13 protein-coding genes are annotated in these 16132 nt (G+C 50.5%); 7 read left to right on the top strand and 6 right to left on the bottom strand.

The genetic code is table 11. The features are described from left to right. Window positions 1-11: 11 nt before the first annotated feature. The 4 genes from RM811_RS19365 to RM811_RS19350 all read right to left on the bottom strand — a co-directional run bounded on the left by RM811_RS19365 (window position 12) and on the right by RM811_RS19350 (window position 2551). Window positions 12-383: a type II toxin-antitoxin system PemK/MazF family toxin gene (locus tag RM811_RS19365; protein ID WP_402527491.1), complete on the bottom strand. Its 372-nt coding sequence runs from the start codon at window positions 381-383 to the stop codon at window positions 12-14. Further along, window positions 383-649: a hypothetical protein gene (locus RM811_RS19360; protein WP_402527489.1), complete on the bottom strand. Its 267-nt coding sequence runs from the start codon at window positions 647-649 to the stop codon at window positions 383-385. Before RM811_RS19360 ends, RM811_RS19365 begins: the two co-directional genes overlap by 1 nt. 117 nt (window positions 650-766) lie before the next feature. Further along, complete coding sequence (locus RM811_RS19355) at window positions 767-994, bottom strand: hypothetical protein (RefSeq protein WP_402527487.1); 228 nt, start codon at window positions 992-994, stop codon at window positions 767-769. A 66-nt stretch (window positions 995-1060) separates the two neighbouring features. Then, on the bottom strand, window positions 1061-2551 hold the full coding sequence (locus tag RM811_RS19350) for a hypothetical protein (protein ID WP_402527485.1): 1491 nt from the start codon (window positions 2549-2551) through the stop codon (window positions 1061-1063). Between the two features lie 447 nt (window positions 2552-2998). On the opposite strand from RM811_RS19350, the gene RM811_RS19345 reads away from it, so the two are divergent. From RM811_RS19345 to RM811_RS19315, 7 genes are all read left to right on the top strand, one after another. Next, entirely contained in the window at window positions 2999-3499 is a 501-nt protein-coding gene (locus tag RM811_RS19345; protein WP_402527483.1) for a hypothetical protein, read from the top strand. Window positions 3500-3971: 472 nt separating this feature from the next. Continuing rightward, window positions 3972-4127 (top strand): periplasmic nitrate reductase, NapE protein, encoded by a 156-nt coding sequence (locus RM811_RS19340; protein WP_402527481.1) that lies wholly within the window; start codon window positions 3972-3974, stop codon window positions 4125-4127. A gap of 63 nt (window positions 4128-4190) precedes the next feature. Beyond that, the gene (gene torC, locus RM811_RS19335) at window positions 4191-5495 is read left to right on the top strand and encodes a pentaheme c-type cytochrome TorC (RefSeq protein ID WP_402527479.1); all 1305 of its coding nucleotides are present in this window, start codon (window positions 4191-4193) and stop codon (window positions 5493-5495) included. A 26-nt stretch (window positions 5496-5521) separates the two neighbouring features. After that, entirely contained in the window at window positions 5522-5980 is a 459-nt protein-coding gene (locus RM811_RS19330) for a hypothetical protein (protein WP_402527478.1), read from the top strand. A 51-nt stretch (window positions 5981-6031) separates the two neighbouring features. Further along, window positions 6032-8509 carry a trimethylamine-N-oxide reductase TorA gene (gene torA / locus RM811_RS19325; protein WP_402527477.1) on the top strand — a complete coding sequence of 826 codons (2478 nt, stop codon included), beginning with the start codon at window positions 6032-6034 and terminating at the stop codon, window positions 8507-8509. A gap of 450 nt (window positions 8510-8959) precedes the next feature. Continuing rightward, complete coding sequence (locus RM811_RS19320) at window positions 8960-11827, top strand: M66 family metalloprotease (RefSeq protein ID WP_402527475.1); 2868 nt, start codon at window positions 8960-8962, stop codon at window positions 11825-11827. A gap of 148 nt (window positions 11828-11975) precedes the next feature. Then, window positions 11976-12113, top strand: a complete 138-nt coding sequence (locus tag RM811_RS19315; protein ID WP_402527473.1) for a hypothetical protein — start codon at window positions 11976-11978, stop codon at window positions 12111-12113. A 381-nt stretch (window positions 12114-12494) separates the two neighbouring features. Here the strand turns inward: RM811_RS19315 and RM811_RS19310 are convergent, their stop codons facing one another. Further along, window positions 12495-15584: an efflux RND transporter permease subunit gene (locus RM811_RS19310; protein WP_402527472.1), complete on the bottom strand. Its 3090-nt coding sequence runs from the start codon at window positions 15582-15584 to the stop codon at window positions 12495-12497. 2 nt (window positions 15585-15586) lie between these two features. Then, window positions 15587-16132 (bottom strand): efflux RND transporter periplasmic adaptor subunit (locus tag RM811_RS19305; RefSeq protein ID WP_402527470.1); only part of this gene is annotated, 546 nt, incomplete at its 5' end.

The raw sequence follows: 16132 nt of genomic DNA, 5'->3' as shown, positions 1-16132 counted from the left end.
GCTTCGGAAAACTAATCCTGCGGACCTTCCGGGGATAGCAGAACCTCAGCGCCTATCAGTGGAAGTAATCTGGCAATAGCCTCTCTATAAAGCTCATTATCCACTGTTTTTACGTACTCAGCCTTTCGTTGTTGCCAGTCAAGGGTTCGGATCAGGCCGGGTATGACAAAAGATGGATTGATATCAAGGCCTGAAACCTCCACATTGGCAGGCCGGCTCTTTTCCTGGGAACTGACAGGAAGGCAAATGACCTGCCCGATTACTTCATTGTATGCGCGGGAAGAAAGCACCAGGGCTGGCCTGCGTTTACCAAGCTCACTCCCCTTTGACGGGAAAAAATTCAGCAGAATAATATCTCCCCGATCCGGAATATAATCAGCCATTAAAAGTTATCCTCTGAGGGTAGGGTATCTTCCAGCCAGTCACCCAGATCACCTTCTTTTATCACCTCTTTCATACTGGCGATCAGCTCTTCTTCGGTATAGGGAAATATCGATTTTCGGGTCTTTGGCCTGATAATCAGCCCGTCAGAGCTGATTTCAACCTCTACCCCCATACCTTCCTCGAAACCGGGAATGTCCCTCATTGGGCCACTAAGGCGCAGGGCAAGGCCATTGCCCCATTTTTTGATCGTTGATTCTGTTCTCATTGCCTGTTCCTTACATGGCGAATGATCAAAGTATATACTATGTAGATACATCAGCAAGACAAAGCTTGAGTCGTCAGTAGAAAACTGGATTAAGGAATGAACTATCCCTGAATTATTTTACCGGCTACGACAGGAATTTTGATCACTAATGATGACTGTCATACAACCGCTTTCAGTAGAGGTCTGATTAATCTTTCGACTCAACTCATCCAGCTTCTGCCGTTTCATCTCCCCCCACTCATTAGCCTGCCCCCCATAACCTCCTTCTTCGGTGCTTTCGGTGCTATCGTCCTGGGGGAAGCCCCCTCTGAGGTGGTCGTTTTTGAGGCGGCAGACCTCAATCAAACAAGGGGAGCTTGAGGTTGTTGAGTTTCCACGGGCAGCATTCAGCATTAGAAAGTGGAATTGGTATTATACAAATGTTTGAGCCTCCCGGGCAGAATCGCTATCTGAATCACTGCTCCGGTATCTGTTGTTTACCGCGCATTTTACTCCGTGCAGGGCATAACCCAGAATACCGGTACCGATAGCGACCACACTCAGGATTCCCAAGCCAATACCAATGGTAGCCGGCGTTAATGAAATGCCATTATCTGTAGACGGTGGTTTATCCGTGGTTGGCTCCTGTGGGCTTTGCCTTTTATCGGTTGTTGCGGAGGCCGTTTCAGAAGGTGATGTGGGTGGTTCGAGGTGACACCTGACATCATCTTCCCGGGCAGAGGGAGAGAATATGTTAACGTCAGATGAGGGCATAACTCTGTGAGAACAAGGGCCAAGGTCCGTTGCAACGTGGTCCCGACCATAAAAGTCAGCGCATATACTATTGATATCCTCCTGATTAACGTGTGAAAGATCCTTAACAAATGCCCTGGTTTCCGGTAGAACGGTGTTTTCTAAAAAGCATTGACTGGCGTCGCCGGGAAAGTGTGAGGACGCTAAAACCTCCCCATCCTGCATTACTTCGACAGAGGCTTTCTGATGACAAATTCCTGTGGCACTAAAGGCCAGGTTATCTCCCTTATAAAGATCAAATCCCTGCTGATAAACCGGTTCGGCAGAGGTTGTATTAAAAGAGCAAAGCGGGCTGGCTATCTGGCCATCAGGACAACTCATAAGATGGATATCGCCTGTCTGTGTTATATCTGCGGGTAATGCGGAGACGCCATTACACCGCTGCAAAACATCGTCAGGGCTGCCGGCCTCAGCACAGTCCCTGTTTTTACTGGTTTCCAGGTGAAAAGTATTCCGGGCGTTTTCTGTTATCAGATTGGCAACTTGCAGAGCCAGCTCTCTTCTCAGTGTTTCAGGAAGAGGGTGGCTGACTTCAAATTGGGATCTCCCTGGGTTAATCAGATCATCCTTAAGCACTAACACCCTGACCGAATACTCCTCTTGTTCAACTTTTACGGTGATAACAACGCTTCGATGCTGCTGGCAAATATACCGGTGTTCTGCATCATCTTCATCCAGCTCAGCCTCATGTTTTGGCATTTCATCATGCCATTGATAGGACTGGTTATAGAACTTGCTCTGGCTGTTAGCCCCTATTGAATACAGATAATCGCCACAATAGGACAGCCGGACGAGGTTACCGAACTGATAAGCGATAGTATTGGCCGCCATGGGCAGACAGTCTGGCTGACCCAATGTCACCTGGCTCCCGAACCACATGGTCAACGCCCCTTTGTACACGAGACTGTAGCGGTTGTTTATGATCAGATTGCCTGCCCGGGTGGCATTATTGATAGCGTTATTGCCACAGTACTTTGCTGCCCGTGTAGCCAGTGCAATGGTCCGCTGCCATATTGGCTTATCCGTAATGGTGGATTGGTGTTTCTGTTCTCTGCGACTGCTTTGCTCTTTATGTTTGGTATCAGCAACAGGAGAATCAGGTTTATTCAAAATTACGATATTCTGTCCCTTATAATGCCCACTGCTATTAGCCCCGTTCCAGTCAGCTATTAGTTGATAGAGCAACCCCGGGGCCTCACCGATACCATAACTGTCGATTAGTAGTTACCATTTCTATAAAACGTGCATTGATATATTGTGAGAACGAGAGCCATCAGGGACTTAGTCTTTCTATTGGTCGATTAGTTCCCATAGTAAGAAGGTTTCTTTGAATTTTTAACAGGTAAAGCAGGATTCTGTCCTATACTCGGCGGTGAAAATAATTTCGATATTGTTCCTCTTTACGCTTTGTCAGGGCGATTTGTCAGAGAGAGGAGCATAAGAAATAGAAAACAGCATTGAAATGCTGTTGTACTCTGGCTGACTCCGAGCACGCCTTTTTTCAATTACCTGCCCTGCAAGTCCTGTTGATACGCCCGCTGTTCTGAATCCTTCACCATGGTTTCTTTTTTGATTGAGGATACCGTCGTGGGTGACAAACCTGTCGACCTGCTACGCCACCAAGTCCCTGTTCTGATGATCGCTCCGGGTCTGCGTGATGCCGTCGGGGGAACGGTCACCAAAGTCATGTCGCAGCCTGATGTTGTACCCACCGCTATCAGCCTGCTCGGTACACCCTACGCACAACACTGCTGGGGCAGAGATATTCTCGCTTTGGATGAAAATGATCCTGGCTTTGCCATTATCAAGCCATCGGGTAATGATCCTCTGGTAGCCCTGATCGAGGGTGACAAAGTATTAATTAAAGAAACAGAGATGGAGCCTGAATTATACGCTTATCGTCTGGGTCCAAACCCTTCATCATGGAAAGTAGGCGAGCCTGTGGTTCTGGCAGGAATGTACGAGCAACTATCTGCATTCTTGCAGACAGCCCTGCGCAGCCTGAACAATAAATCCGTGGGTGACAAACCCGGCCTCAACAGGCTCAATGCTGAGTAAAACCAGCCGCATCTTAGTGTCCTTAGAACAGGGTGTCTGGTAAGAATAGCCCTGTTCCTGTGTTTGTTTTGGTTCTTATCTGTGGCGAGGTCATTCATGATAATGAGCCGGGTTATCGGATATCGAGGTCTCGGGGGGCGCCGGAAAACACGCTCGCAGGCATTCGACTTGCGGCTAATCGCGGACTGCAATGGGTTGAGGTGGATGTAACAGGTTCTTTTGAAATTTTAACAGGTAAAGCAGGATTCTATCCTATACTGCGGTGGTGAAAATAATTTCGACATCGTTCCTCTTTATTACGCTTTGTCAGAGAGAGGAGCATAAGAAATAGAAAGCAGTATTAAAATGCTGTTTTACCCTGGTTGATTCTGAGCACACTGTTTTTCCAATTACCTGCCCTGCAAGTCCTGTTGATACACCTGCTGCTCTGAATCCTTCGCCATGGTTTATTTTTTGATTGAGGATACCCGTTGTGAGTGACAAACCCACTACCCGGAGCCGGGAATATAAGGCTTTGGCTCTGGTTATTGTTGTTCTTTTCCCCTTGCTGAGCATCATGGTGGTCAGTGGCTATGGCTTTATGGTCTGGTTCTCCCAACTGATGATGGGGCCTCCGGGTCATGGGTAAACCTTTGTAGCGCTCGCTGCTTCTGCCTCTTTAGCCACGATTGTCACTCTCAGCATTTATCCTATGATTCGTAACTTCATTCTCTATGTTCTCCGGTTTCTGAGAGAGCTTTGGCAAACCTTATCCAGACCGGCCCGGTATATCAGTCTGGGTGTCATTACCACTGTTTCGTTTTTGATGGGCATTATTTTCTGGGGTGGCTTTAATACCGCCCTGGAGTTCACCAATACCGAAGCCTTCTGCATTTCCTGCCATGAAATGCGGGATAATGTTTACCAGGAATTGCAAGGGACAGTGCACTGGAGCAACCATTCCGGCGTCAGGGCTACCTGTCCAGACTGCCATGTACCCCACAACTGGACCAATAAAATTGCCCGGAAAATGCAGGCATCCAAAGAAGTGTGGGCAATGATCTTCGGGACTATCGATACCCGGGAAAAGTTTGAGGCAAGGCGGATAGATCTGGCCTCTAATGAGTGGGCCCGCTTTTCGGCCAACAAATCCCTGGAATGTAAAAACTGCCATAGCTACGACAGCATGAAATGGGAGGATATGTCACCGCTGGCCCAGAAACAGATGAAAGGGGCGGCGGCCAGAGATCAGAGCTGCATTGATTGTCATAAGGGTATTGCCCATCACCTGCCGGTCACGGATGGTCGTACGCACCAGTTACTGTCTGTTGTCAGCATCAGTATTCCTGAGGTTGGGAAAAACTATTTCGTCGTGCTTCAGAAGCCACTGTATATGGATGCCACCACCAAAGAGGAAGCCGGGGAACTGAATATTGCTACTGAAATTACCGTGACCGAAAAGAGCGAAGGTCGGGTTAAATTCCGGTTAGCAGGCTGGCGGAAACGCATTGGTGCCGGTCGGATAATTAATGAAGACTTTGGCATCAATATTAAAGAGGCTGAACTGACCAAAGCCGCGGCCAAATCAGACGACGTAGTCAAGGTTCTGGAAGAGAAAGAGGATGATCTGACTGGACTGACCTGGCAAAAAGTAACCGTAGACCTGTGGACCGATGCCAGCGAGCTGACCGACTCGGCTACCGGGTTATGGGATTTTGCCGCTACCACCTATCGTGAGTCCTGCAGCCAGTGTCACAGTCAGCCGGATGTGGCGCATTTCGACGCCAATACCTGGCCCGGGATGTTTAATGGCATGATTGCCTTTGTCAATATGGATGATGATACCCAGAATCTGGTGTTGAAATACCTTCAGTTCCATTCATCGACTTATGCGGAGCCCCATGGCTCTGATGCCGAAAAGAAACCCGGTGAACCCATCGGGGCAGAGCAAACAAAAGCGGATGAGTCTACCATTGCTGGTGAAATTGCTGATAGCTCGTCTGATTCGGTCTGGTAACAGGAAGCAATCTGAGGAGGTGAACAATGAAAGCTTCATTGGCTGTTTTACAGGTATTTTTATTGACAGTATTGATAGGGCCGCTCCCGGATACAGCACTTGCCAATAGTCAGGAAGGGCCGGCCATTACCCAGACCAAAGAATTTTTTGGCACACCTATCTCTGCAACCTATGGCTACCACGACTTTGCCGATCAGGCCAGTGAAAGCTATCTGCCTTTTCAGGCATTTTTTAATGACTCCATGGGCAGGATTGCCAAAATCTGCGGTGGGTCAGAGCGGGATACCGTATTTATCATTGAGAAAGAAAACGCCGTAATAAGCGCCATGTTATTCGGGCTGATCGCTGCCGGCAGCCAGCAGATTCTATTGTTGCAATACCAGTGCGTGGATCTAAGCCTGTCGTCAGGACGTTATTTCGCATCCTTTGCGGTGATCAAAAATATTTTTGTCAGTGTCAGTACTAACCAGGAGATGGGGCAGTAGCGCGGCTATAAGTAACCCTAACCCTGTGTTCTGCGCCAGGAGTAAACTTTTATGACCATCAAAAGGCGACGTTTTCTTCAGGGAGCGCTGGCGGGTTCTACGGCTGCATTATTACCCTTTTCTCCCCTCAGGGCTGCCGATTCGGCGAAAGATGCCGGTGATTTGCCTCTGGACGACGGCTGGCGGGTAACCGGCTCTCATTTTGGTGCCTTCCGGGCTTATCGCAGCAATGGTATTGTCACCGAGGTTCGGCCCTTTGAACTGGACAATAATCCCTCGGATATGCTGAAGGGAATCCGGGGCTCCATTTACAGTTCTTCCCGAATTCGCTATCCCATGGTGCGGCTGGATTTTCTGAAAAATGGCCATAAATCCGATCGTTCCAATCTGGGGAATAATCAGTACGTCCGGGTCACCTGGCAGGAAGCCTATAACCTGTTAATTCGTGAGTTGAACCGAGTTCAAACCACCTATGGCCCCTGGGCTCTGTTTGCCGGACAGACCGGCTGGCGGGCTACCGGGCAGTTTCATTCCTGCACCAATCATATGCAGAGAGCCATGGCCCTGCACGGTAATTTCGTCCGAAAAATAGGGGATTATTCGACGGGTGCCGGCCAGGTGATCCTGCCCTATATACTGGGATCCACGGAAGTGTATTCTCAGGGTACGTCCTGGGAACTGATTCTGGAAAATGCCGACACTATTATCTTATGGGCCAATGACCCACTGAAGAATCTCCAGGTGGGCTGGGCCTGTGAAACCCACGACGGCATTGGTTACCTGAAACAGTTGAAAGGTAAAGTTCAGAACAAAAAAATCCGGGTGATCAGCATTGATCCGGCCGTGACGAAAACCGCCGCCTTTCTTGGCGCCGAGACGTTCTATGTCAACCCTCTGGCCGATGTAGCCATGATGCTGGCCGTTGCCCATGAGATGATTGTCCGCAAGCTCTACGATGCTGAGTTTATTCGTGGTTACACCCTGGGCTTCAAAGAATTTAAAGCCTATGTTAACGGCGACACGGATAATACGCCGAAAACCCCGGAATGGGCTGAACCGATCTGTGGTGTCAGCCCGAAAAAAATACGAGAGCTGGCGGGTATTATGACCAGCGGGCGGACACAGATCCTGATGGGCTGGAGTATTCAGCGGCAGCAGCATGGTGAGCAGCCCTATTGGATGGCAGCAGTGCTGGCGGCCATGATCGGGCAAATTGGGCTGCCCGGTGGCGGGATCAGTTATGGTCATCATTATTCCTCCATTGGCACGCCGTCTTCCGGCGGTTCCGGGCCTAATTCCTTTCCGCTGAATCCACCGGAAGGTGTGGATCCGATTTTTGATAATGATGACTTTGCCGGTTATTCAAAGGTTATTCCGGTAGCACGATGGATTGATGCGATTCTGGAACCGGGCAAAGTGATCAATTATAACGGTGGCGAGATTACGTTGCCGGATCTGAAAATGGTGGTGATCTCTGGAAATAATCCCTGGCATCACCACCAGGACAAAAATCGCATGAAGAAGGCATTCCATAAGCTGGAGTGTGTGGTGACTGTGGATTACACCTGGACGGCAACCTGTCGTTTTTCCGATATTATATTTCCGGCCTGCACCCAGTTCGAACGACACGATATGGACTTGTATGGCTCCTATGCCGCCCGGGGTGTGCTGGCCATGCAGAAGCTGTCGGAACCGCTATTTGAGTCTCGCTCGGACTGGGAAATATGGCGGGAGTTCAGTGCCCGTATTGGACGACATCAAGAGTACACCATGGGCCGGGATGAGTTTACCTGGCTTAATTTTTTGTACGATGGTTGTCGTAGTAAAAACAAAGGCAAGTTTGAAATGCCGGATTTCACCACCTTCTGGCAGCAGGGGTTTGTGGATTTTGGCAAAGGCAAGCCCTGGGTGCGCCATGCCGAGTTCCGGGATGATCCGGAAATTAATCCGCTGGGCACGCCTTCCGGGTTGATTGAGATCTATAGCCGGAAAATTGCCCGGTATCAGTATGAGAACTGTAAGGGGCATCCGGCCTGGTTGGAAAAAGCAGAACGCAGTCATGGTGGTCCGGGTTCTGATCGTTTTCCCCTGGCGCTGCAATCCTGCCATCCGGACCAGCGCTTGCACTCCCAATTATGTGATTCTACCGACTATCGTGAAACCTATTCGGTCAAGGGTCGTGAACCGGTGTATATGAACCCGGGCGATGCGAAAAAGCGGGGGATTAAGGAAGGTGACCTGGTGAGGGTATTCAATGACCGGGGGCAGTTGATCGCCGGAGCCAGAGTCTCGGATCGTTATTACCCCGGTGTCGTGCGAATTCATGAAGGTGCCTGGTATGCACCTGTGGATGCTGAGATTGGCTCCATCGATACCTATGGTGATCCCAATACCCTGACTCTGGATATCGGCACTTCCGATCTGGCCCAGTGTTGCTCGGCATTTACCTGCATTGTCGAGATTGAAAAATGGCGGGGTAAGGCACCGAAGGTTACAGCGTTTGGTGGACCGACGGTGGTGAGTGTGTGATTCAGTATCCTTGCCCCTGTCAGATGGAGGTGTTTATTGTAACAAGCACAAATCTTTCACTATCTGACGGCTTAATTACTGAGATATGCCAGAGATCTTTCATTGTTGGGAGATTGTCCGGGGTCAAATAACGTATGACTATAGGGAAACGTTTCGGGACGTCTACTTTGTCTAACTCTTCCAATATTAAGTGATCACTGCCTTTGAGTATGCCGAGACTGATTTTTACAAGCTCGGGACGCGAGCGTAAACTGACATTTAACACGCGATTGATGGATAAGGAGCGAAGTGCATTCATGTTACGTAATCATCCACTGCCTCATAAGTGAAAATACTTTCATAAAGTTCGACATTACCGGTAGTCTTTTGCTGGTCTAAAAACTTATCATGGTCTGAACACTGGCTAAATAAATTTCCAATAATGATATTACGAAAAAAATTTTCACCGTGATGGTTGCAGCCACCCTTCTGGCCGGTTGCAAGAGTGATAAAGAAGCCGATACGGAGGCACCTGTTCCTCCCGCGCCACCGCCAGTCGAAGAGCAGCCCATCCAGCCTGAGCCACCGGCCAACCCGGGGGCGATTGGCTTTATTGACGATCTGCCGTGGCAGAATGACCTGAGTGGTAGCCTCCAGGGCCGGATTCAGTTTGCCCAGGCGTTGACGATTAACGCCAATAATAACGCTGACCAGGAGTTGCCTGATCTGACCCGGGATCGTGAAGCCATGGTGATGTTTATTGCATCGTCAGCTCCGGCTTCGGACGCTTTCATTAAATTGATCGCTTACATGGACGGGAATTTGCTGGGTGAGCGTTATCTGCTGCCACCGCACCTGCTGCCAAAGACTGATCAGAACAATACTGACGACCGGGCAGAAGTGATTTACGCCAGTAATGCCTGGAATACAAAACTGCCCTGGGACTGGATGCAGCCCGGCCTTTCTCTTGAGTTTATTGACCAGAAGGGTGATAAAGGTACTCTGTCGTCCGATCAGATAGACTTCGGTGTTCCCTCCGAGCTGGTGCTGCAGAATATTCGCATCGGGATGCTTATGGAGCCCAATGACACTCATCTAATGGAGCAGCAATCGGCTCTGCTTGGCGTTGACTATTTCCAGAAAGTCCCTGTTGCCAGTCTGGTGGTGGCTAACTATCTGCCGGTGTACTGGGATCAAATTGTCCTGCCCGATGGCACCTGGTATGAACCGGGCGGCACCAGTGAGACGGAAGGTGATGTTTACTCCGGAGATATGCGTGAACGTATCGGTAAAGAACTGATATCAATAGGTATCAATAATGCCAACTTCGGAATCCCCGACTCCCAGGGCGGTGCCCAATGGCAACCTGCCTATTTCAATCAGCGGGTGGTTCATAAAAGTCAGGGGTTTTACACCAACGGTGAGATACAACATGGACTCAGTGGCGGCAACGGCATGCTGACACTGTACAGCACCACCGGTAATGAGTTCAGTCATGAAGGTGGTCACTCTCATGGTATGGGGCATTATCCGGGTGGCGGCCAGTGGAACACTCATAACCAGGTCAGCGGCTGGGGCTACGACAGCTTTCAGAACCGGATGATCGGCAATATGCGCTGGACTGTAGAGCCCTCCGATAATGTCTATGACGGTTATATTACCAAACCCTTTAAAGAGCTATATAAATACAACACCGACGCCATGAGTGGTGGTCACAGTTCTTCACCCATCTCAAAATATACCCTGCATACGGGTTACACCCTGAAGCGCATTCAGGCTAATTTCGCAACCATGGCCAACCTGTCATCAGAGTCCAGTACCGGGTATGTCAAGTGGAACCCTGACACTCAGTCCATGGAAGAATTGACAGACAGTAACCGTCTAAAGCCGGTTATGATTGGAAAACCGGTGTATACAATGGTGGGTTTCTATGACCCACAGAAGACCTTGAAGTCTTATATATACCCGGCCATGAAGGGTAATTACGGTACGGTTTACCAGCACAATGCACCGGAACCGGGTGATTGCTGGATGAATGTGGATTATGCTGATGGCTCTCTGGATTCCATTGGTCTCAATGGTCTCCGGTATGGCTCCAGCACCAGCAACAAGTTCCACATTAATCTGGCACAAAGTCGGAACCCGGAGGTGGTATCGCTGTATTGTCCAGCCGAAGATATTGAGCCGCTTTATCAGGACTGGCTGATAGACGACTACTTCCAGATAACTGAATTTAAAGCCTGGGGTGCCGACAAGGGGAACTCCAAAGCCGGGGATATGTACGCCTACAGCAGGAACAGCACCACGGAATACTATCGTCAGTTAAAGGATGGTAGCTACGGGTACTTCCCGGCCACTGGTGAGTCCAATGACTACTGGTTTTTTGAAGGCACTGACCTGACACTGCTGCCAGTGTTCAAAGACACTCTGAATCCTGACGACCTTGGAGAAACACTGCTCACCAGTCGACCATTGAATCCTTCAGCCGAGAACCCACCGCCAACGATTACTATTGGCCGGGATAAAGGCTATTCGGAAGTGATCGACCAGCTGTCCCTGTTTGTTGACAACGCTGATATTCCGAAGGTAGTCGCCAGTTTGGAGGCATTTGAAGCCTCTATCCTTCTTTCATACGGCACCGGTAGTATTATTGACGTTGTTGGATCGGGTTCCGGACAGGCAGGTGAGATTTATCGGTTAAAGAATGCCAGCACCCTGACCCATGATTATTTCCTGCTCAAGCACCAGGGCTTTGATCTGCCTCCCAATAATCAGCAAAGCAACAACCAGTGGAAGTATCTGGGTTCAGCAGAAGACCATGTCAATGTTGCACCCATTCCGGCCAGCTTCGAACGCCATGATAATGACCTGAGTATGGATGAGCGAGTGGCCAGTTACTATGGTATTGACCAGTTGCTGGGCTGGGAGGATCGGGAAACCACCACCGAAGACCGGCAGGTGTTTGTCTATGCCAATGCCAGTCTCGATTCCCGGGATTACTTTATGCAGCGCACGGCGGCACAGAGTGATGCATTCCCGGAGAACCAGACCAGCAGTGAATCCTGGATCTACATCACCAGTAACCAGACGCTTGAGCCCATCATGCCGGGTAATATAACACTGGCAGCGTTTGATCAGCTGATGCTTGACTGGTATCGGCAGGATGCCCTCAGAAGCTGGGATGACGAGAAAGCTTCCGGTGGTGTCAAAGGTGAAATATTTTTCTATAACAAGGGTGGTAAGCGTTACTACCAGTTAAAGAAAAATGGTTACGGTTACTTTCCTGACGCCATTGATAATAATGACTGGGATTATCTTGGTTCATTCAACCCAGAGTAAAAATGGTAGTTTTTGAATCTGTGATGTATTGATAGTGATTAAAAACAGCACCTGCAGGTGCTGTTTTTTTTTGTTTGCCCAGCGAAGCGGGCAAACCCGTCAGGCTGAAAGAAGCCTAACCACCCCGACTGGGGGGAAGGTAATCTGAATGGCATCAAAAGTAGGCGCTTTAGGCGAGGACGTTGCTGGCCAGCAGCAAGGTCTGAAGGAAGCCATAGGAAGTCAGAGGTACACAGCACAAGTAAGCCTGATTCGGCAGGTCGGGAGCGGTAATCGTGCGAAATAGCGCGCTATTCTCCTCACAAAAACCGGATTTTTATCCTCAGTTTTCTGCTGTCCTCGCTACGGGCGCTATTCTCGGACAGCTTCCTGGAACGCCTGTGAGCGTTTGGGAATAACCTGATCACAGAGAAAGGAATACGTAATCTGAACGACGCGGGGCAGTAAGTTGTGAGAGTTCACTACAGCCTGTACGGTCGCCTGCTCTGTACAATGTTTGGTTCGACCATGGCAGGCGGAATAGTTCGTAATTGCTCAAAATTAACAGGAATAGCTACTGTCCTGATCCGTAAAAATGGCTGCGGGTCTCGAAATAGCGATATGCAGAAAGAGGAGGGCGCCAGGCCTGAGAGACAAGGCACCATCACAGAGAGTTAGCGGGATCTGATCAGGTCGAAAGCAGCTCCTCGAGCTTTCTCGTCACATGATCAGGTGACGTGGTTTTTCGTGCAATTAGTGCATACATGGACGGCACCACAAACAATGTCATCAGGCTGGATACGGTGACACCGGCAAAGACCACTACACCAATTGAAAACCGGAACTCAGAACCAGCACCTGTCGCCATTAGCAGTGGAATTGCACCAACGACGGTGGTCAATGCAGTCATCAGAATAGGCCGCAGTCGCAGGGCTGAGGCTTCCAGTACCGCTTGCTCAAAGGCTACCCCCTGATCACGCAGCTGATTGATAAACTCGACAATCAAAATACCATTCTTGGCGGACAATCCGATAAGCATGATCATGGCCAGCTGGCTGAAGATATTGAGTGTTTCTCCTGTTACCACCAGTCCAAACAGGGCGCCAGAAATACCCAGGGGTACGGTCAGCATAACAATCAGCGGGTGCACAAAGCTCTCAAACTGGGCGGCCAGTACCAGGTAAACGATCAGCATGGCCATGGCAAAAACAAAGACGATGGCACTCTGGTTTGACCGGTAATCCAGTGATTCCCCTTTGTAGTTGACGATGGCTTCCGGCGGCAGAAGGTCAACCACCTGCTGGTCGAGAAAGCTCAGGGCGTCACCAATGGAATAGTTGCCTTCAAGGCCGGCAGAAAGGGTAATAGCCCGATTACGGTTATAGTGTTTGAGCGTGGCGGCTTTGCCAACCTCTTGCACGGTGACCAGGTTGTCCATGCGAATCAGGGCACCTGTCGTATGAGAACGGACGTATAATGATGCCAGATCGAGGGCACTGGTAAAGGCTTCCTCTTTGGCCCGCAGGAACACATCATACTCTTCACCCCGTTCCATAAAGGTGGTATCGGTGACACCGCCCAGCATGGTTTCCAGCGTGGCGCCGATCTCTTCTGCGGAGACACCCAGCTCCTGTGCCCGTTCACGATTAATGGTGATTTCCAGCTGCGGCTGGTTCTGGTTGAAGTCGATGTCCACATCACTGAGGCCGGGGTTTTCTCTTGCCTTTTCAGCAATAATGTCTGCCCACTCCACCAGTTGCTCGAAAGAACCACCACCCAGCACAAACTGAACAGGGGCTTGAGAGCGTCCACCGATGGTCGAGCGCATCACGGGAATGGCCCGGACATTGGGAATGTTGGCGGTTAACTGGCGAACCTGATTCATTACCTCGGCGGCACTGACGTCACGGTCGCTCCAATCTTCCAGCGTGCCAATTAGAATGCCGGAGTTGCTGCCACTGTTACCACCCCAGCCGGGAGAGCGCACAAACAGGTATTTCAAAACGCCCTGGCCCAGATGCGGGAGCAGTTTTTCTTCCAGTTGCAGCATGCTGTCTTCCATGCTGTCAAAGTTGGCGCCTTCTGGCCCCCGGACCATAACAATAAACTCACCCCGATCTTCCGATGGCGTGAAAGATTGTGGAATCATCGGGTAGAGCAGGGCGGTAGTGCCAAGGGATGCGCCAAGTAATAGCAGGCCTGCCCAGCGGAAACGCAGCAGTTTTGCCAGTGCTTTCCGGTAGCCATCGGTCAGTCTCTGGTGGGTCTTTTCGATCACCAGGCTGGCTTTTGAGGGCTTGATATTCAGCTTTAATAGCTGCGAGCTCATCATCGGTGAGAGCGTCAGGGCAATCAGGCTGGAGAAGACCACGGCGCCAATCAGCGTCATGGCGTATTCGGAAAACAGCCTGCCTACGGAACCTTCCATAAAGACAATGGGCACAAAGGTCATGACCAGTACGACAGTGGTCGCCACCACAGCAAAACTGACCTCGCGGGCACCTTTCCAGGCGGCGACCAGTGGTGGTTCACCCCGTTCCAGATGCTGGTGGATGTTTTCCAAAACAATAATGGCATCGTCCACCACCAGGCCAATGGCCAGTACCAGGGCCAGTAAGGTCAGTAGATTGATGGAGTAGCCCATCAGCTGAATAACAATAAAGGCACTGATCAGTGAGATTGGCACGGTCACTGCGGGGATCAATGTTGCCCGGGCATTGCCCAGAAAGATGTAAAGCACCAGGACCACCAGGGCAATGGTCATGCCCAGGGTGTAATACACCTCGTCAATGGCGGACTGGATATAAATTGACGAGTCCCGGGTGGTGGTCATAAAGGTGCCTTCCGGCAGGAACGGCGTGAACGCTGCTACTTCATTTTTAACATTCTGAATGACTTCCAGCGGGTTGGCCTGAGACAGTGGCACAATACCAAGGCTCAGTACATTACGGCCATTGGCTTTGGCCAGAGTTTCGACCTCTTTGGCTTCTGTGCGGATGGAGGCGATGTCTTCCAGGTAAACTTTGTTATTACCGTCCTGGCGGATTAACAGACGGCGAAAGTCGTTAACGGTGTTGTATTCCCGGTTAACCCGAACGGGCAGTGTTCTGAGCGTGTCAGTTAACTCACCGGCGGGGAGTTCGACGTTGTCTCTGCGCAGGGCGCTGCGCACATCGCTGGTGGTGATCTGACGGGCGGCCATGGCCTGGGCATCCAGCTCAATGCGCATAACATATTCACGGGAACCCATCACATCCACGGAGCTGACACCATCCACCAGAGAGAGCCGGTCCTGAAGGGTTCGCTCGGCATAGTCGGTCAGCTCAATCAGTGACATGGTGTCGCTTTGCAGGCTGATATTGATAATGGTTTCACCACTGCCGTCGTTTTTCCAGACAATGGGTGACTCCGCTTCATCCGGCAGTCGCCAGATCACCCGGGACATGGCTTCACGGACATCATTGGCAGCGTTTTCCATTTCCCGGTCGGGGGAAAACTCAATAGTGATTCTGGAGTTACCATTGCGGCTGGTGCTATCGATAAAACGCACCCCTTCAATACCGCCGAGCTGGTCCTCTATAACATTGGTGATCTTGCTTTCGATGACCTCTGCAGAAGCACCATTATAAGAGGTGGACACCATCACGGAGGGGGGCGTAATGTCTGGCAGTTCACGAACCGGAAGCAGGTTAAAGCTGATCACACCGAAGGTGATTAGCAATAAACTGACGACCGTGGCAAATATCGGGCGTTTGATGGATAAATCAGACAGTATCATGGTCAGAGCATTACCTTATCAGCATCAGAAACGGTTGAATTCCCGGGTGTGGAAGTCAGTGTCTGCTGGTCTTCAGCCATGACGTCCACTGAGCGACCATCGCTGACCTTGACGACGCCTTCATTAACCACCATTTCACCGGCACTGAGACCTGATAACACGACAATGAATCTATCCATGGTCTGACCGGTGGTGATCTGTCGGCGCTCAACCTTACTCTCTTCATCAATGACATAAACAAAGCGACGGTTGCCGTCAAAAAGGATGCTGCGGGACGGGATCACCAGTTGCTGTTCTCCCGGGCGTTCGACGGTGGTTCGCATCAGCATGCCCGGGCGGAGATTCATCGCCGGGTTCTGCAATATGGCCCGAACCTGAAAGGTCAGACTGGTCGGATCAATGCGCGGGCTGATGCTGTCAATGGTGCCGGTGAAGGTTTTACCGGGCCAGGCATCGGTGCTGGCGGTGACTCTGGCACCTTGATGAACATAGCGGAGACTGCTTTCCGGAAGATCAAAGGTCAGCTTCATGGCGCTGAGGTCATCCAG

The organism is Endozoicomonas sp., assembly GCF_031844845.1.
GTDB lineage: Bacteria > Pseudomonadota > Gammaproteobacteria > Pseudomonadales > Endozoicomonadaceae > Endozoicomonas.
The sequence above is the reverse complement of the archived record's forward strand: the minus strand, read 5'-3'. Positions and strand labels throughout refer to the sequence as shown.

What these genes read in the sequence shown, in the direction of transcription:
- RM811_RS19365 (WP_402527491.1), bottom strand. Translation starts at nt 383, where the DNA reads ATGGCTGATTATATTCCGGATCGGGGAGATATTATTCTGCTGAATTTT.
- RM811_RS19360 (WP_402527489.1), bottom strand. Translation starts at nt 649, where the DNA reads ATGAGAACAGAATCAACGATCAAAAAATGGGGCAATGGCCTTGCCCTG.
- RM811_RS19345 (WP_402527483.1), top strand. Translation starts at nt 2,999, where the DNA reads ATGGTTTCTTTTTTGATTGAGGATACCGTCGTGGGTGACAAACCTGTC.
- torC (WP_402527479.1), top strand. Translation starts at nt 4,191, where the DNA reads ATGATTCGTAACTTCATTCTCTATGTTCTCCGGTTTCTGAGAGAGCTT.
- RM811_RS19330 (WP_402527478.1), top strand. Translation starts at nt 5,522, where the DNA reads ATGAAAGCTTCATTGGCTGTTTTACAGGTATTTTTATTGACAGTATTG.
- torA (WP_402527477.1), top strand. Translation starts at nt 6,032, where the DNA reads ATGACCATCAAAAGGCGACGTTTTCTTCAGGGAGCGCTGGCGGGTTCT.
- RM811_RS19320 (WP_402527475.1), top strand. Translation starts at nt 8,960, where the DNA reads ATGGTTGCAGCCACCCTTCTGGCCGGTTGCAAGAGTGATAAAGAAGCC.
- RM811_RS19315 (WP_402527473.1), top strand. Translation starts at nt 11,976, where the DNA reads ATGGCATCAAAAGTAGGCGCTTTAGGCGAGGACGTTGCTGGCCAGCAG.
- RM811_RS19310 (WP_402527472.1), bottom strand. Translation starts at nt 15,584, where the DNA reads ATGATACTGTCTGATTTATCCATCAAACGCCCGATATTTGCCACGGTC.